The organism is Novosphingobium sp. AAP1 (genome assembly GCF_001295765.1).
Lineage (GTDB): Bacteria > Pseudomonadota > Alphaproteobacteria > Sphingomonadales > Sphingomonadaceae > Novosphingobium > Novosphingobium capsulatum.
In genome coordinates this window covers 47,175-63,877 of record NZ_LJHO01000001.1, presented here as the reverse complement: position 1 = coordinate 63,877, position 16,703 = coordinate 47,175, and the positions used below count along the sequence as shown (strand labels likewise).

The following is a 16,703-nucleotide window of genomic DNA, read 5'->3' as shown; positions in this document are numbered from 1 at the left end:
GCAGGCGGGAGAGGACGATGATGGTCAAGCAGAGCAAGCGCCGCCGCGTGGTGCAGGCAGCCATTCCCGGAGCAGTGCTGGTTGGCTTGCTCGCCGTGCCCGGCCTGGCGCAGGCGCGCGGGGCGACATCGGTTCCACCGGCATCCGGATCGGGCCTGGCGCAGCGTTGCCCGCTGCTGGCGGGCATGCGCTTTGCTCCGACCGATGGCGGGCGCCCGGTACAGATCATGGCCGCGCAGGTCGTGCCGCAAAGCGCGGCAGGGCAGGGTGCACAGGGAGAGGCGCAGCCGGCGTTGCCTGCCTATTGCAAGGTAAGCGGGGTCATCGATCCGCGCAAAGGGGCCGATGGCCGCGCCTATGGCATCCGCTTTGAAGTGAACCTGCCGCTGGCGTGGAACGGCCGCTTTCTGTTGCAGGGCGGCGGCGGCCTCAATGGCTCGGTCCGCCCGGCGGTGGGGGGCGCTGCGGCAGGCGCGGTTCCGGCCCTGGCGCGGGGCTTTGCCGTTGCCAGCCACGATAGCGGGCACCAGGGCGCGGTGTTCGACGCCTCGTTTCGCACCGACCAGCGCGCGACGCTCGATTTTGCCCAGGCGGCGGTTCCGGCGGTGGCGCAATTGGGCAAGGCGATCGCCACGCGGTTCTATGGCCGCGCGCCGGCGCACAGCTATATGGCGGGCTGCTCCACCGGCGGGCGCGAGACGATGTTGGCGATGGAGCGCTATCCCGCGCTGTTCGATGGGCTGGTGATCGGCGCGCCGGCAATGCGCACCGGCTTTTCCAACCTGGGCACCACCTACGCCAAGGTCATGTTCAACCAGGCCGCGCCGCGCGATGGCCAAGGGCTGCCGCTGCCGGACAAGGCCTTTTCCGCCGCCGACCGCCAGACCATCCGCGCCGGTCTGCTGGCGCAGTGCGATGGCCTGGATGGCCGGGCGGATGGCATGATCATGGCCGTGGCGCAGTGCCATTTTCGCCCTGCCGCGTTGCAGTGCCACGCCGGCAAGCAGGATGGCTGCCTCAGCGCGCCGCAGGTGGAGGCGCTGGACCGCGCCTTTGCCGGCCCGCGCGATGCGGCCGGCCGCGCGCTCTATGCGCCGGTGCCCTACGATACCGGCATGGTCGATACGTCAGGGCCGGTATCGGGCTATATCGCCGATGGCCGCACCGATATCCTCGGCCCGCCCAACCGCGATTTGTCCATAGACCTGGATGCCCGTGCCGCCGCGATCCGTGCCGATTGGATGCAGGCGCTGACCGACACCGACGGCTGGACCGATCTCAGCTCGTTCCTGGGCCACCAGGGCAAAGTGCTGTTCTATCACGGGGTCAGCGATCCGTGGTTTTCGGCGCTCGACACGCTGGATTACTGGAAGCGCGCGGGCAAGACCAATGGCGCGGCCTGGGCGCAGTCCAGCCGGTTCTACATGGTGCCGGGCATGGCCCATTGCCAAGGCGGCGATGCGTTTGATCGCTTCGATCTGCTTGGCGCCGTGGTCGATTGGGTGGAGCGCGGCGAGGCGCCCGCAGCCGTCGTCGCCACGCGCAGCCAGGGCATCGCGGCACGGCCGCTATGCCCTTGGCCTGGGTATGCCCGCTACAACGGCGGCGATCCCGATCGCGCCGAAAGCTATTCCTGCGCCGAAGCGCCCGTGGCAGGAGCAGCGGCGGCAGCGGGAGGCTGATCGCTCCACCGCCCGCCCACGGCCTGGGCCAGGGCGATGGCGGCGGTCTGGCGATCGATCACCGACTGGATTTCGGTCTGCCGCGCCGACAGCGCCGCGGTTTGCGCGGTGATGACCGAGGTGTAATCGACGATGCCGTTGCGATACTGGTTGTTGGCAATGGTTTCGGCCTGGCTCGCCGAAACGGTCGCCTCTGCCCGGCGCTGCGCCACTTGCGCCAGCACGCGTGTTCCGGCCAGGTTGTCTTCCACCTGCTGGAACGCGGCCAGCACCGTCTGGCGATAGGTTGCCACCGTCTGATCATACTGCGCGCGGGCCTGGACCACGGCGCCATGCCGCGCCCCGAAATCGAGCAGCGTCATTGCCCCGCTCAAGCCCAGCGACCACAGGCTGGTGGCGGCCTGGAACAACTGGCCGATCACGCTGCTGTTGGTGCCCACGCTGCTCGACAGCGTGACTTGCGGGAAATAGGCCGCCTTCTGGATGCCGACATTGGCATTGGCGGCCGCCACGCGGCGTTCGGCGGCGGCAATGTCGGGCCGGCGCTGCAGCAGGGCGGCGGGCACCTGGGCTGGGATTTCCGGCACGACCGGCTGCCAGTCGACTGCCGGAAGGGCAAAGGTTGACGGGTTTTCGCCCACCAGCACGGCAATCGCGTGTTCCAGCACGGCGCGCTGACGATCGAGATCGGCGCGGGTGGCCTGCGCGTTGCTCAGCGTGGTCTGCGCCTCGAACACGTCGGCGTGGGAAACGGTACCGGCCTTGTACTTGTTGGTGGTGATGGCCAGGGCGCGGGTATAATCGGCCACGGTGCGATCGAGCAGCACGCGCTGCGCATCGATGCCGCGCAGCTGGACATAGTTGGTGGCGAGTTCCCCTTGCGCTGAAAGCGTGGCATTGGCCAGATCGCCTTCGCTCGCCTGGGCGCTGGCCTTGGCCTGGTTCACCGTATTGCCCAGCCGGCCCCACAAATCGGGCTCCCAACTCGCACCGATCGAGAGGGAATAGCGCGAGACGGTGGCGCCGGTGGTGGTGGTCGAAACTCCAGTGCCACCGGTCACGTTCTGGCCAGCGAAATCCTGCGAGCGGGTGCCGCTGGCCGACGCGGTGAGCGAGGGGAACAGCGCCGAACGCTGCACCTGCACAAGCGCCCGCGCCGCCTGGTAGGCAGCGCGATAGCTGGCTACGTTCTGGTTGGTGACCGCTACCTTCTGTTCCAGGCTATCGAGCACGGGATCGCGGAACAGATCCCACCACGCCCCGCGCGCCACCGCATCAGAGGGTGTGGCTACGGCCCAGCCGGGCTCTTCCTTGAACTGTGGCGGGATCGCCACCGTCGCGGGCGGGCGATAGGCTGGCGCCATCGAGCAGCCGGCCAGGACCAGCGGCAGCGCCATGCCGGGAATGACGAGCGCGGAAAAGCGGGAGAGGGGCGCGCGCATCAGGCGGGTACTCCTTGGATCGGGGCCGGCGGGGCCGCGCGGCGGGGCCGGCGGCGGCGGAAGCGGTCGAGCGCGAGATAGACCACCGGCGTGGTCATCAAGGTCAGCACCTGGCTGGCGACCAGGCCGCCGAAAATGGCGATGCCGAGCGGGCGGCGCAGTTCGGCGCCATCACCAAAGCCGATGGCCAGCGGCAACGCGCCCAGCGCGGCGGCCATCGTGGTCATCAGGATCGGGCGGAAGCGCTTGAGGCAGGCCTCGCGCACGGCCTCTACCGGGGAAAGACCTTCGTTCCGCTCTGCCTCCAGCGCGAAATCGATGATCATGATCGCGTTCTTCTTCACGATACCGATCAGCAGGATGATGCCGATCAGGGCAATGATGTCGAACTGCCCGCCGCTGGCGATCAGGGCGATCATCGCGCCAACCCCGGCCGAGGGGATGGTGGACAGCGCGGTAAGCGGGTGGATCGCGCTTTCATAGAGGATGCCGAGCACGATATAGATCGCCACCAGCGCCGCCAGGATCAGCAGTGGCATGCTGGCGGTGGACTGGGCAAAGACCTTGGCCGTGCCACCGAATTCGCCGTGGACGGTGGCTGGCAGGGCCAGGCTCGCCTGAACCTGCGCGATGAGTTGCGAGGCCTGGCCCAGCGACACGCCCTGCGGCAGGTTGAACGAGATCGTAGCCGATGGCTCGCCATCAGAGTGGCTGACCTGCGCGTCGGTCGATCCCGTGCTCCACCGCGCGATCGCCGAAAGCGGCGTCATCGTGCGGGCCGTGGTGCTGACCGCGCTGCCGCTGGCAACCAATGCGCCACCGGCCGCCGCGCCGCCCGATCCGGTGAGATTGGCCGCAGAACTGGCTGAGCTGATCGCGCCGGCTACCGGCAGATAGATGTTGTTGAGCGCCTCGGGCGAGCCGTTGAACTGGCGGTCGGCCTCCATCACCACGTGATACTGGTTGAGGCCGGAGTAGATGTTGGCCACCTGGCGCTGGCCAAAGGCATCGTAGAGCGTGGCATCGACCGTCTGCATCGGGATGCCCAGCCGCGCGGCGGCATCGCGGTCCACCTCGACAAAGGCGTCGGCACCGGCATCCTGCTGGTCGATATCGACGTCGGTGATGAGGTCGGGATGCGTCTTGAGCGCATCGACCAGCTTTTGTCCGGCGGCCTGCAGCACGGCGGCGTGATCGGCCTTGAGCACGTATTGATAGGTGCTGTTGGTCTGCCGCCCGCCGGCCTGGAGATCCTGCACCGGGTTGAGGAACAGGCTGACCCCGCGCACGCGCGCCAGCTTGGGTCGGAGGCGCCCGATCACCTCGTTGACCGGCGGGCGTTGCGAGCGGTCTTTGAGCGTGGCGAACAGGAAGCCACCACCCGCGCGCGAACCGCCGGCAAACGAGACCACGGTATCGACCGCGGGATCGGATTTGACGATCCGGGTAATGCGCGTGAGCTTGTCCTGCAGGTCTGAGAACGAGATCGACTGGTCGGCGCGCACGCCGCCCATCAGGCCGCCGGTATCCTGCTGCGGGAAGAAGCCCTTGGGCGCGATGGCGATCAGCCAGACATTCAGCGCCACGGTCAGCACCAGGACCAGCATGACCAGCCCGCGATGCGCCAGCGCCCAATCGAGGTTGCGGGCATAGCGCGCTTCTGACCATTCGACCCAGCGCTTGGCCGTGCGCATCACCCGGCTGTCGCTTTCGCGGCCATCGAGCAGGCGCGCGGCCAGCATCGGCGTGGTGGTGAGCGACACGACCAGGCTGATCGCCACGGCAACCGACATGGTCAGCGCAAATTCGCGGAACAGGCGGCCGACCAGGCCACCCATGAAAATCAGCGGCACGAACACCGCCACCAGGCTGACCGAGATGGACAGCACGGTAAAGCCCACCTCGCGCGCGCCCTTGAGCGCGGCGGACAGCGGCGACATGCCGTGTTCCACATGGCGGCTGATGTTCTCCACCACCACGATGGCATCGTCGACCACGAAGCCTGTCGCCACGGTCAAGGCCATGAGCGAGAGATTGTCGAGCGAGAAGCCCGCCAGGTACATGACGCCCAGCGTGCCGAGCAGCGAGGCAATCACCGCCGCGGCCGGGATCAGCGTGGCGCGCCACGATTGCAGGAACAGGCCGACCACCAGCACCACCAGCAGCGTGGCGATCAGCAGCGTCACTTCCACCTCGTGCAGCGAGGCGCGGATCGTGCGGGTGCGATCCGATCCGATCGACAGGTGGATATCGGGCGGCAGTGCGGCCTGCAGCGCCGGCAGTTGAGCCTTGAGCGCATCGACCGTTTCCACGATGTTGGCGCCGGGCTGGCGGCTGATCAGGATCGGCACGGCGCGCTTGCCGTTGAACAGGCCGATGGTGCGAATGTCTTCCGGCCCATCGGTGACAGTGGCGATGTCCGACAGGCGCACGGCGGCGCCATTGCGCCAGGCGATCACGGTATCGCGGTAATCGGCGGCGTGGCGGCCGGCCTGGTTGGAATAGACCTGGAAACTGCCGTTGCCGGTATCGAGCACGCCGCGCGGACGGTTGGCGCTTTCCGATTGCAGCGCGGTGCGCACGTCTTCGAGCGCGATACCGGCGCGCGACAGGGCCAGCGGGTTTACCTCGATCCGCACCGAGGGCAGCGCCGCGCCGCCCAGTTCGACATTGCCGACGCCCTGCACCTGGAGCAGCTTTTGCTGCACCACGTTGGATACCGCATCATAGATTTCAGACGGGCTGCGGGTATCGGAAGTGAGCGCGAGGATCAGCACGGGCGCTTCGGCCGGGTTGGCCTTGCGATAGCTGGGATTGCTTTTGAGCGTGGCCGGCAGATCGGCGCGCGAGGCGTTGATCGCGGCCTGCACATCGCGCGCGGCGCCGTCGATATTGCGCGACAGATCAAACTGCAGGGTGATCTGGGTTGACCCCACGCCCGATCGCGAGGTCATTTCGCTGACCCCGGCAATGGTCCCCAGATGCCGCTCCAACGGGGCGGCGACGCTTGCCGCCATCGTCGAAGGGCTGGCGCCAGGCAGGTTGGCCTGGACCATGATCGTGGGGAAATCGACCGCCGGCAGCGGCGCCACCGGCAGGTTGAAGAACGCCGCCACGCCCGCCAGCATCAACCCGATGGTGAGCAGGAGGGTGCCGACCGGGCGCCGGATGAAAGGCGCGGAAACGTTCATGCGCGGCCCGGTTCCTGGGTGCTCGGTTCCTGGGACGGCGTTGCGGCCCCGCGCGCGGTTTCGCGCCGCTCGCGCCAGCGTTCAAGGCCCAGGAAAATCACCGGCGTGGTGAACAGCGTCAGCACCTGGCTGAAGATCAGGCCGCCGGCGATGGCGATGCCCAGCGGCTGGCGCAATTCGTGCCCCATGCCGCCGCCAAAGATCAGCGGCAATGCGGCAAACAGCGCGGCGAACGTGGTCATCATGATCGGGCGGAAGCGCAGCAGCGCGGCCTGGCGGATGGCGTGCGACGGATCGGCGCCTTCCTCGCGCATCGCCTCGAGCGCGAAGTCGATCATCATGATCGCGTTCTTCTTGACGATGCCGATCAGCAGCACGATGCCGATGATGCCGATCACGCCCAGCCCCGATCCAGTCAGCCACAGGCCGAGCAGCGCGCCGATCCCGGCCGATGGCAGCGTCGAAAGGATCGTGATCGGGTGGACGAAGCTTTCATAGAGCACGCCCAGCACGATGTAGACCACCACGATCGCGGCCAGGATCAGCCACAACTCGTTCGAGAGCGACGATTTGAAGGCCGAGGCAGCGCCGGCAAAATTGGTCGATACCGCGGCGGGCATGCCAATGGTCTGCTCGGCATGTTCGATCACCGAGACCGCCTTGCCCAGCGACACGCCCGGCGCCAGATCGAACCCGATCGTGGCCGAGGGGAACTGCGCCTCGCGCGAGACGACGAGCGCGGTGGGCCCGGTCGTGATCGTGGCGATGGTCGAAAGCGGCACGGTGGTGCCGCCCGGCAGCGGAATGCGCAGGTCACCCAGCGCCTGCGGGCTGGTGACCGAGCCAGGCTGCGCTTCCAGGATCACGCGGTTCTGGCTCGACTGGGTGTAGATGGTCGAAACGATGCGCTGGCCAAAGGCATCGTAGAGCGCGTTGTCGATCGTCAGCACCGAGAGGCCCAGACGCCCGGCGATATCGCGGTTGATATTCACCGTCACTGCCTGGCCGCCGCCCATCACGTTGGACGTGACGTTTTGCAGATGCGCGTCGTCCCTGAGCGCCGCCGCCAGCTTTTCGCCCCACTGGTTGACCACTGCTTCGTCCGCGCCTTGCAGCGAGAAGCGATAGGCATTGACCCCGGTGGAGGTGTCGATGGTGAGATCCTGCACCGGGCGGAAGTAGGTCTTGATCCCCACGATCCCACTGGTCGCCTGGGTCAGGCTGTCGATCACATGGGCAAGATTGCCGCGATCGCCCTCGCTCTTGAGGTTGACGACCATGCGCCCCTGCGAAAGCGTGGGGTTCTGCCCATCGACCCCGACCGAGGAACTGAGGCTGTCGACCGCCGGATCGGCCAGCAGCGCCTGCGCCACCTGGCTTTGCAACTGGGTCATGCGGGTATAGCCGATGTCCTGCCCGGCCACGGTCGTCACTGCGATCTGGCCGGTATCCTGTTCGGGAAAGAGGTCCTTGGGGATGATCCAGAACAGCAGCGCCGTCACCGCAAGCGTGCCGGCAAACACCGCCATGGTCAGCCCGCTGCGCGCCATGACCCAATCGAGCGCGGTCATGTAGCGGGCGGCGAGGCGGTCGAACCAGTTGCGGGTGGCCTGCGTCACGCGATACTGGCGCTCTTCATGCTCGGGCTTGAGCCAGCGCGCCGACAGCATCGGCACGAGCGTGAGCGCCACGAGTGCCGAGATCAGGATCGTCACCGCCAGCGTCACGGCAAATTCGCGGAACAGGCGACCAACCACGTCGCCCATGAACAGCAGCGGGATCAACACGGCGATCAGCGAGACGGTCAGCGAGATGATCGTAAAGCCGATCTCGCTGGCGCCTTTGAGCGCGGCCTCGAATGGGCGCATCCCATCTTCGATATGGCGTGCGATATTTTCCAGCACGACGATGGCATCGTCGACCACGAACCCCGAGGCGATGGTCAGCGACATCAGCGTGAGGTTGTTGATCGAGAAATCGAGGAAATACATCGCCGCAAACGAGCCGACCAGCGAAAGCGGCACGGCAATGCTGGCCACCACCGTGGCGCGCAGCGACCCCAGAAACAGGAAGATCACCAGCGTGACGAGCACCACGGCCAGGACAAGTTCCGTGCGCACATCGGACACCGAGGCGCGGATGCCAGCGGTGCGGTCGGTCAGCACGGTCACGTGCACGTCGGCCGGCAACTGGGCCTCAAGCTCGGGCAGGGATGCCTTGATCGCGTCGACCGTGCCGATCACGTTGGCGCCGGGCTGGCGCTGCACATCGAGCACGACCGCCGGCTGGCCATTCATCCACGAAGCGATGCGCGTGTTTTCCGTGGCCTGGACCACTTGCGCCACATCCGACAGCCGCACCGGCGCGCCATTGGCAAAGGCGACGACCAGGTTGCGATAGCTGGCGGCATCGCCCAACTGGTCGTTGGCGTCGATCGTCCAGCTTTTGGTCGGGCCGTCAAAGCTGCCCTTGGCGGCGTTGGCATTGGCATTGGCAATCGCGCTGCGGATCGATTCCAGCGACAGGCCGCGCGCGGCGAGCGCGGGCACATTGGCCTGGATGCGCACGGCGGGGCGCTGCCCGCCCGACATGGAGACCAGGCCCACACCCGAAACCTGAGCGATCTTGTTGCTGAACTGGCGCTCGACAATGCCTTGCACTTCGCCCAGCGGCCGGCTTTTCGAGGTGATGCCCAGCGTCAGGATCGGCGCATCGGCCGGGTTGACCTTGGCATAGATCGGCGGCGCGGGAAGATCGGTGGGCAGCAGCGTATTGGCGGCGTTGATCGCCGCCTGAACTTCCTGCTCGGCGATATCGAGCGACAGATCGAGGCGGAACTGCATGGTGATCACCGATGCCCCGGCCGAGGAGGCCGAAGTCATCCGCGTCAACCCCGGCATCTGCCCGAACTGGCGCTCCAGCGGTGACGTCACGGTCAGCGCCATGACATCGGGGCTGGCGCCGGGATAGAGCGTGGTGACCTGGATCGTCGGGTAGTCTACCTCGGGCAGGGCCGAGAGCGGCAGCATGCGATAGGCCACCAGGCCCGCCAGCAGGATTGCTACCATCAACAGCGTGGTCGCCACCGGGCGCAGGATGAACAGCCGGGATGGCCCGCCGGGTTGGGCAGGGGCCTGCTCAGGCAGATCGGACGTGCTCATCCCGCGTTTCCGGCATTGGCGCCGCGGCGGTGATGGCCATTGCCACCTTGGCCGCCTGCGCCGCCATTACCTTGGCCACCGCCGCGTTTGCCACCCTTGTTGATGCTGGCGCCGTCTTCCAGGCCATCGGCGCCCTCGATCACCACCTGGGTGCCGGCCGTCAGGCCCGAAAGGATCGCCAGCTTGTCACCCGAAGAGGGGCCGGTCTTGACCACGGTCAGCTTCACCGTGTTGTCGGGCTTTACCACGAAGACGAAATCGCCCTGGCTGCCGTGGCGCACCGCGCTGACCGGCACGGTCACCACGTCATGCAGCGTCTGTACCAGCATCGACACGTTGACGAACGCGCCGGGGAACAAAACATTGCCGGCATTGGCAAAGCGCGCCTTGGCCTTGACCGTGCCGGTGGTGGCATCGACCTGGTTGTCGAACGTCAGGAAGCGGCCGGTCGCCAGGCGATTGCCGTTGTTCTGGTCGTTGGCGTCAACGGGCAGGCCGCTGCCTGCGCCGGCGGTCTGCCCGATGGCGGAAAGCTGCGCCTGGGGCAGGGCAAAGCTCACGTCGATCGGATCGACCTGGGTGATGATCACCACACCGTTGGTGTCCGACGGCGTCAGGTAGTTGCCGATATCGACCTGGCGAATGCCGACGCGGCCCGAAATCGGCGCCTTGATCGCGGTATAGTCCAGGTTGAGCGCGGCCGTGCCGATGGCGGCGCGATCGGCTGCCACGGTGCCGACCAGCTGCCCCACCGTGGCGCGCTGGGTATCGACCTGCTGGCTGGCGATCGAATCCTGCTTGAGCAGGGTTTGATAGCGATTGAGATCGAGCCGTGCCGAGGTCAGCTGTGCCTCGTCACGCGCCAGATTGGCGCGGGCCTGTTCCAGCGCCAGGCGATAGGGGCGGGGATCAATCTGGGCGAGCACCTGGCCCTGGCGGACCATCTGCCCTTCCTGGAACATGATCTTGAACAGCACGCCTGACAGCTGCGTGCGCACCGTGGCGGTAACCAGCGGCTGCACCGTTCCCAGCGCGGCCACCGTCACCGGCATGTCGGCCTTGGTCGCCGGCGCGATGTTCACCGCTGCCGGCGGACGCCCGCCGCGCTTGTCTCCGCCGCTCTTGGCCACCCATCGAGCACCCAGGGCAACCACCACGAACACGGCAATGATCGCCAGGGCGATCAGAAGCGTGCGCTTGCGGCTGCTGCGGGGGGGATGTTCGGACGTTACGTGATCCGGAGAAACAGGTGTACTCGCTTCGTCAGCGTTCATCTAGCAAACCCTTGCATGCCCTGCGACTCGATAGTCCCGGATCGAGTTCTCGCGTTCTTCCGCCATGGCCCCGCGCGGTGCAAGCTGTCTTGTTTCCCAAGTTGTATCAGATTGCCCCGGCGATCTTACTTTCGGTTCTGGGCGGAACGCGCGGCGATTTCGCAGCCAAGTCGGGATCGCCCGCAAAGGTTCCCGGCGCAAAGCGATTCATGTGCAAATAACGCGGAGAAAAGCCGGAGAGCTGGGCCAGCCGATCCGGATCGGGCAGGGTGATATGGCGCCCGTGCCAATGCAGCAGGCCGCGCCCGCGCAGATCCTGCACCACGCGGTTGACGTGAACCGATGTCATGCCGGTGGCTTCGGCCAGGGTCACCTGGGTGAGCGGGGTGGCAAAGCGCCCGTCTGCTGCCAGGCCCAGGGCTGCCAGCCGATAGTGCAACTCGCATAGCAAGGCGCCGATCCGTGCCAGGGCCGGGCGCGCGGCAAGGTTGAGTGTCCATTCGCGCTGCATGCCCAGCATGGCGCAGGCATCAAACGCCATGGCCTGGCGCAGGCAGTGCGAGCGCAGGCAAGCGCGATCGAACACTTCGGGCGCAATCAGCGCGCAGTGCATGTCATTGAGCGCGCCGATCGAATGGTCCATCGCCTCGGCCGCCAAGGCATCGGGATTGCACAAGTCTCCCGGCAGCAGGAACGCCACGACCTGGCGCCGGCCATCCTCCAGCAGTTTGTAGCGACAGCCCCAGCCATCGATGACCAGCTTGACGAAATGGATCGGCTCGCCTTCGCGGATCAGGTCGGCTCCAGCCGGAACCAGCCGCCCTTCGCTGCGCAACAGGCCGTCGATCTGCGTCCGGGCCTGAAGGTCCAGTTCGACGTAGCGCGCAAATTTGGCCTGAAGGGGATTCATGCTGGCCTGTTCTGCAATCGGCCGGGGAACACCTTCCCCGATGCCTATCGCAACACCCCATCGCCCCAGTGGTTCCCCATCTCATCACAGGTTGTGATGCGTGCCCTATGGGCGTGCTGCGGGGTTTTAATGGCCTGCCCGCAAAAGGATATCTACCCATGGCCGATCGTTCTGCACCCCAGCCCGCCATCCCCCCGCGCACGGTGCGCGGCGCGCCCATTGCCCATTCCGATCAGCGTTCCGGCCAACAATCCTCGCATGAGGAAGAACGCGACAACCCCGGCCAGCTTACCGGCGGCACCGGCGGGGTAGGCGCGCCGCCGCCGACCGAGGTGCCGATCGATGAACCGGTGCCCGATCCCATCCCGCTGCCGCCGGGCAGCCATGGCAAGGAGGGAATCGACGGGCCGGAAAGCGCGGCATAGGCGTCTCTGCATCCGAAGCCGACGCGGCGGAAACGGCCCGGGGATAGGTTTCCCCAGGCCGCGTTCAACCGACGCTGATCGTTCGCGCTCAGCGCCCGCGTGAGGTGTCTGGCGCCTGGGCTTCCTGCCCGCCGATCTGGGCCAGCATGTCGGCATGGCGGCCTACCACTGGCGCGATGGCGTTGGCGGCCGCTCGCAAGGCCGGTTTGTCGCCCTTGTCGGCATAGGCGCGATGCAGCGCCAGTGCCGCCGTGTGGGCATCGCGCTGCGCAGCCAGGTAAACGTTCTGCGCCGTCTCCCCCTGCGCCTGGCGCAACCCGTCGAGCGCGGCCGCCTGCGTGGAATCCAGCGCCGGTGCCGGCATGGCCAAGCCATCCTGGCGCGCTGCCTGGGAGAGCCGCGCGGTGGAGTGCGTATGGTCGGCAATCATCATCCGGGCAAAGCTTGCCACCTTGGCGCTGGGGGACTTGGCCAGGATCAGGCGGGAGGATTCGATCTCGAACCGGTCGCCCGCGGCGGCCTTGGCCAGGTAAGTCGGCGCATCAAGCGGCGCCATGGTGTCGGCAGGCGATGGGGGTGCCGTCGGCTGGGTTGGGGCCAGGCCCTGCGCCGTAGCAAGCGAGGGCAGCAGCATGGCACAGGCAGCCACCGGCGCGAATGGAAATCTGGGCATGATACTCTCTCCTTTTGGGCAGTCTCGCTGATCCGGCCGTCAATGCCGGCTGGGCGAGGGCGGCACGCGAATGGCTTGCGGGCGGACGCTGCCGGGCAAAAGGCGCGGCCGCAGATCCGGGTCGGGCAGCCGTTCATGCCAGGGATGCAGCGGCACGGGCGTGGTCGGGCGGTGCTTAGTCGGGCGGGGCGTCGTCGGGCGGGGCAGGGCGGGCATGGCAACCGCGCAGGCGGGCTGGGGCTGGGTCATCTTGGAACTCCAGGGAGGATGTACCAACAAGCGCCGACCGGAATGGTATGTTGCTTGCCCCCAACATGGGTAAGTGCAATCGCGCCGCCGCCGGCGTCTCCGATCAGCGCCGCACTGTGGCGGGGGCGCGCAGCGCGATGCGGCACGTCAGGCCGCTGGGCGCGAAATCGCGCTCCAGTGTCCAGTGCTGCTGGCGCGCGAACATCCGCGTGCCCAGGCCCTGGCGACTGGGCGGCAGCACCGGCGGCCCGCCATTCTCGCGCCACAGCAGCACGCCATCGGCGCTCCAGCCGATGCTCACCCGCCCACGCGGATCAGACAGCGCGCCGTGCTTGAGCGCATTGGTGCACAATTCATGCAGCACCAGCAGCAGATGATAAGCGGGCTCGCGCGCGATCAGGAAGGGCGGGCCTGCGATGTGGAACGCATCGTCCTTGTGAAACGGGGCGATTGCGGTGCGCACCAGTTGCGCCGGGCTCAGCCCCGCGCCATCGGCAGGTTGCCGCGCCTCGGTCACGCTACGACGCGGCGCGCCGTTGGTGTTTCCCGGTGGGCTGTCGAGCAGGCGGTTGGCATTGGCTAGCGCCTGCACCCGGGCCAAAAGATCTTGGCGGAACCGTTCGGTATCATCGCCGGCGTGCGATACGCGGATCAGCGCCTGGACCACGCCAAGCGCGTTCTGCACGCGATGATACATCTCGCGTGCGACGATATCCTGTTCGCGCGCCAGGGCATCGAGCTGGCGCACCGTGCGGCGGAGCGTGTCGCCCACGGCAATCAGCGCCAGGTTGGCCAGCGCGATCAGCAGCGCCAGCGTCAGGCGGTGGGGATCGAGCAGGGATGGGCTGCCGCCATGGAACATCCATTCTACCAGCAGCGTGGTGGTGATCGCCACGACCAGCGCGGCGCGCCAGCCCATGAACACCGCCGCCAGCAGCACGAACGGGAAGAACGGCGCAAACGGCACTGCCTCGCCTGCCTGCCCCAATGCCCAGCGCAAGGTAGCAGGCACGGCGATCGCCACGGCAATGCCTGACAGCCTTTGCCATGGGGTTAGATCGAGCAAAATGGTGCGGCGAACCGCTTCGATCCGCGTCACCGGCGCGCCTTGTCAGGAAAGCCGCGGCGCTTGTTAGACAGGCACAAGACCGGCCCCGTGAAGGGGCCGGTCCGTCTGGAAGCAAGTGGCATCAGTGGCGGCCTTCCCACCCCCTGCGCGATGCTTCCGAATGGCCGCGGGAATCGCCGAACCAGCCGCCGTGGCCGCGATCGCGGTCATCATCATCGTGGCTCATGCGGCGCGAGCGGCCCCGATCGTCGTCATGGTCGTCGCGGCCCCGGCTGCTGCGGCGCCCGTCGTCATCGTCGTGGCGGCCGCCGCGCGACGCGCTGCCGCGATCGTCCCAGCCCTTGCGCGAGGCTTCGGAATGACCACGCGGATCGCCATACCAGCCGCTGCCTTCGTGGTCGGAATTTTCCCAGCCCCGGCGCGAGGCTTCGGAATGGCCACGGGAATCGCCATACCAGCCGCTGCCGTCATGTTCAGACCGTTCCCAGCCCCGGCGCGAAGCCTCCGAATGGCCCTGGGAGTCGCCGAACCAGCCGCCGTGTCCGCGCCCGCCGCGATCATTGGCCCGGTCATCGTCGCGGTCATCGCGGCCCCGGCTGCTGGCGCCCCGGCTGCGATAGTCGCGATCGTCATCGTCATGGCCCCGGCTCGAGCGGCCGCGATCATCGCTCATAAAGCGGCCTTCGTCGTCACGTGGGCGATCCTGGCTGCCGCGTCCGCCGCGACGGTCATCTTCTTCGCTGCGGCGGCCGCCCTGACCTGCGAACCGGCCACGCTCGTCTCGGCCACTCCGACCATAATCGCCGTTGTCGCGTCCTTGATAACTTGCCATGGTTCTCTCCTGGGTATTGTGGGCATTTGCCCTGGGAAAGGCGCCGAATGAAACCGGTGCCTGGGGCGGAAGCCGATCCTCGGCCTCCAGTTCGCTGCGCAGTTCTTTCAGCTGCGCTGCAAGTTCGGGAGTATCGACGCCGGATTCGCGCGCCTGGGCGAAAATGCCGTCGTCGCCTTCCTCTTCCTTGACATGATGCCGGATCTGCTCAGCCAGCACCGTGAACTTGGCGTCGCGGAACGGATCGCCGCGGGCGCTGCGTGCCAGGTCGGCGATCAGCACCTTGGCGCTGTCGTGTTCCACCTGTGCTTCGTCGAGATCGTCGTCTTCATCGGCTGCGGCGCGGCAGGCGGGATAGAAGACTTCCTCTTCCAGCATGGTGTGCAGGGTAAGCGCCTGGCACACCTCGGTAACGATCGCGTCCTTGCGGCTGCCGCTGGCGCTCTCGAACTCCTTGAACAGCTTTTCGACCTGGCGATGGTCTTTCTGGAGCATGCGGATCGCCTCGCCATCGGCCCTGCTCGAATTGGAGCCCTTGTTGGCGCTCTTGTCGGCATGGGCGGTCTTGCTGGTGGTCGCGGCGCTGCCCTGCGATGCGGCGCGCTGTCCGCGTCGTCCGCTTACCGCCTTGCCCCCTGCCTTTGCCGTATCGGTCTTGGCGGCGTGGGTCTTGTCTGCTTCGGACGATGATGCGGCAGCCTGGCCAGAGGTGGCCTGCCCGGTCTGCGCCGGCTGCGTTGCAGGGGAAGGGGTGCTGTTGCTGGCCATCGGGCCGATCTCCTTCGCGTGGGGTTGGGGCACTGCCGAAGGGCAAGCCCGGCAGGGCGGCTGGCGCCCGTTGCGGAAGGAGAAGCGTGCGAGCGGGGCACAATGTCCGCGCGGCTATCCCATGTGTGCAATTTGCAATCTGTCTCTTGGGGCAAGATGCGGTTGGTCTGCCCGGTGCCACGGCTGGTCGATGGGAACGGCCAAAGCAAACCTATGTGAATTGTCCGGAATGGATGGAACCTAGATTTTCCGCTGATTCGCCAAAGGCATCACGCCGCAAATCAGGGGAAAGGATATGACGCAGGATATGACCCGCGCGCCAAGCCAGGTGTGCACATACCGTCGCCACGAATTTCTGGCCCGCGCGGACGAACGCAAGGATTACGTGCTGCGCATCGAGGAAGGCTGGGCGGCGCAATACCGCCTGTTGCCCGATGGCCGGCGCCAGATCATCACGCTGTTTCTTCCCGGCGACTATTGCGAGCCGCAATGGCTGTTGCAAGGCCGCGCCACCTTGCCGATCGTGGCGTTGACGCGGGTGCGTGCGCGCATGCTACCGCACAGCCGCATCCAGGCCCGCGCGCCGCACGAGGAAGACAGCATGATCCGCGTGCTCGACGCCATGCTGGCCTTGCTGCGCAACCGCGAAAAGTGGATTTTCAACCTGGGCCGGATGACCGCGACCGAGCGGCTGTGCAACCTGCTGTGCGAGCTGCACAGCCGGCTGGCCGCACGCAACCGCGTGGTGCAGGATCGCTGCGCCATGCCGCTGACCCAGTATGACTTTGCCGATATCGTCGGTATTTCCCCGGTCCACGTTAACCGCGTGTTGCAGACCCTGCGCGGCGAGGGGTTGGTCGATCTCAAGGGGCGGTGGATGCAGGTGCGCGATCTGGTTGCGCTCAAGCGACTGGGTGAAGTGCCGCTCGACCCTGAACCGCGCGTGCCCCGCGCGGCCTGAGGCCGGACGGCCTGGCTGGAACGGGGGCGCCGTTCCAGCCAGGCCACGCACATTGCCACGCTGGCT

12 protein-coding genes are annotated in these 16,703 nt (G+C 67.0%); 3 read left to right on the top strand and 9 right to left on the bottom strand.

The features are described from left to right. The first annotated feature begins 17 nt into the window (after nucleotides 1-17). Nucleotides 18-1,682 (top strand): tannase/feruloyl esterase family alpha/beta hydrolase, encoded by a 1,665-nt coding sequence (locus tag IP65_RS00270; RefSeq protein WP_197279188.1) that lies wholly within the window; start codon nucleotides 18-20, stop codon nucleotides 1,680-1,682. On the opposite strand, the gene IP65_RS00265 is transcribed toward IP65_RS00270, so the two are convergent. The 5 genes from IP65_RS00265 to IP65_RS00245 all read right to left on the bottom strand — a co-directional run bounded on the left by IP65_RS00265 (nucleotide 1,628) and on the right by IP65_RS00245 (nucleotide 11,660). After that, nucleotides 1,628-3,124, bottom strand: a complete 1,497-nt coding sequence (locus tag IP65_RS00265; protein ID WP_054130361.1) for an efflux transporter outer membrane subunit — start codon at nucleotides 3,122-3,124, stop codon at nucleotides 1,628-1,630. The genes IP65_RS00270 and IP65_RS00265 overlap by 55 nt on opposite strands. Further along, entirely contained in the window at nucleotides 3,124-6,315 is a 3,192-nt protein-coding gene (locus IP65_RS00260; RefSeq protein ID WP_054130360.1) for an efflux RND transporter permease subunit, read from the bottom strand. Before IP65_RS00260 ends, IP65_RS00265 begins: the two co-directional genes overlap by 1 nt. Then, entirely contained in the window at nucleotides 6,312-9,476 is a 3,165-nt protein-coding gene (locus IP65_RS00255; RefSeq protein WP_022675191.1) for an efflux RND transporter permease subunit, read from the bottom strand. The genes IP65_RS00260 and IP65_RS00255 overlap by 4 nt, the downstream gene beginning before the upstream one ends. Next, entirely contained in the window at nucleotides 9,473-10,750 is a 1,278-nt protein-coding gene (locus IP65_RS00250) for an efflux RND transporter periplasmic adaptor subunit (protein WP_022675192.1), read from the bottom strand. Before IP65_RS00250 ends, IP65_RS00255 begins: the two co-directional genes overlap by 4 nt. 106 nt (nucleotides 10,751-10,856) lie before the next feature. Then, a complete protein-coding gene (locus tag IP65_RS00245) occupies nucleotides 10,857-11,660 on the bottom strand; it encodes a Crp/Fnr family transcriptional regulator (protein ID WP_022675193.1) in 804 nt (267 codons plus the stop codon). A gap of 158 nt (nucleotides 11,661-11,818) precedes the next feature. Here IP65_RS00245 and IP65_RS00240 point away from each other — a divergent pair, with 158 nt between their 5' ends. Then, nucleotides 11,819-12,085: a hypothetical protein gene (locus tag IP65_RS00240; RefSeq protein WP_054130359.1), complete on the top strand. Its 267-nt coding sequence runs from the start codon at nucleotides 11,819-11,821 to the stop codon at nucleotides 12,083-12,085. An 88-nt stretch (nucleotides 12,086-12,173) separates the two neighbouring features. Here the strand turns inward: IP65_RS00240 and IP65_RS00235 are convergent, their stop codons facing one another. The 4 genes from IP65_RS00235 to IP65_RS20700 all read right to left on the bottom strand — a co-directional run bounded on the left by IP65_RS00235 (nucleotide 12,174) and on the right by IP65_RS20700 (nucleotide 15,676). After that, nucleotides 12,174-12,758: a DUF4142 domain-containing protein gene (locus IP65_RS00235; RefSeq protein WP_082349677.1), complete on the bottom strand. Its 585-nt coding sequence runs from the start codon at nucleotides 12,756-12,758 to the stop codon at nucleotides 12,174-12,176. Between the two features lie 39 nt (nucleotides 12,759-12,797). Beyond that, a complete protein-coding gene (locus IP65_RS21185) occupies nucleotides 12,798-13,007 on the bottom strand; it encodes a hypothetical protein (RefSeq protein WP_156306315.1) in 210 nt (69 codons plus the stop codon). A gap of 103 nt (nucleotides 13,008-13,110) precedes the next feature. Then, nucleotides 13,111-14,106, bottom strand: a complete 996-nt coding sequence (locus IP65_RS00230; RefSeq protein WP_054130357.1) for a sensor histidine kinase — start codon at nucleotides 14,104-14,106, stop codon at nucleotides 13,111-13,113. 91 nt (nucleotides 14,107-14,197) lie between these two features. Further along, nucleotides 14,198-15,676: a hemerythrin domain-containing protein gene (locus IP65_RS20700; RefSeq protein ID WP_231627463.1), complete on the bottom strand. Its 1,479-nt coding sequence runs from the start codon at nucleotides 15,674-15,676 to the stop codon at nucleotides 14,198-14,200. 307 nt (nucleotides 15,677-15,983) lie between these two features. On the opposite strand from IP65_RS20700, the gene IP65_RS00220 reads away from it, so the two are divergent. Then, on the top strand, nucleotides 15,984-16,637 hold the full coding sequence (locus IP65_RS00220) for a Crp/Fnr family transcriptional regulator (protein ID WP_158441934.1): 654 nt from the start codon (nucleotides 15,984-15,986) through the stop codon (nucleotides 16,635-16,637). Nucleotides 16,638-16,703: the final 66 nt, after the last annotated feature.

What these genes read in the sequence shown, in the direction of transcription:
- IP65_RS00270 (WP_197279188.1), top strand. Translation starts at nt 18, where the DNA reads ATGATGGTCAAGCAGAGCAAGCGCCGCCGCGTGGTGCAGGCAGCCATT.
- IP65_RS00265 (WP_054130361.1), bottom strand. Translation starts at nt 3,124, where the DNA reads ATGCGCGCGCCCCTCTCCCGCTTTTCCGCGCTCGTCATTCCCGGCATG.
- IP65_RS00260 (WP_054130360.1), bottom strand. Translation starts at nt 6,315, where the DNA reads ATGAACGTTTCCGCGCCTTTCATCCGGCGCCCGGTCGGCACCCTCCTG.
- IP65_RS00255 (WP_022675191.1), bottom strand. Translation starts at nt 9,476, where the DNA reads ATGAGCACGTCCGATCTGCCTGAGCAGGCCCCTGCCCAACCCGGCGGG.
- IP65_RS00250 (WP_022675192.1), bottom strand. Translation starts at nt 10,750, where the DNA reads ATGAACGCTGACGAAGCGAGTACACCTGTTTCTCCGGATCACGTAACG.
- IP65_RS00245 (WP_022675193.1), bottom strand. Translation starts at nt 11,660, where the DNA reads ATGAATCCCCTTCAGGCCAAATTTGCGCGCTACGTCGAACTGGACCTT.
- IP65_RS00240 (WP_054130359.1), top strand. Translation starts at nt 11,819, where the DNA reads ATGGCCGATCGTTCTGCACCCCAGCCCGCCATCCCCCCGCGCACGGTG.
- IP65_RS00235 (WP_082349677.1), bottom strand. Translation starts at nt 12,758, where the DNA reads ATGCCCAGATTTCCATTCGCGCCGGTGGCTGCCTGTGCCATGCTGCTG.
- IP65_RS21185 (WP_156306315.1), bottom strand. Translation starts at nt 13,007, where the DNA reads ATGACCCAGCCCCAGCCCGCCTGCGCGGTTGCCATGCCCGCCCTGCCC.
- IP65_RS20700 (WP_231627463.1), bottom strand. Translation starts at nt 15,676, where the DNA reads ATGGCCAGCAACAGCACCCCTTCCCCTGCAACGCAGCCGGCGCAGACC.
- IP65_RS00220 (WP_158441934.1), top strand. Translation starts at nt 15,984, where the DNA reads ATGACCCGCGCGCCAAGCCAGGTGTGCACATACCGTCGCCACGAATTT.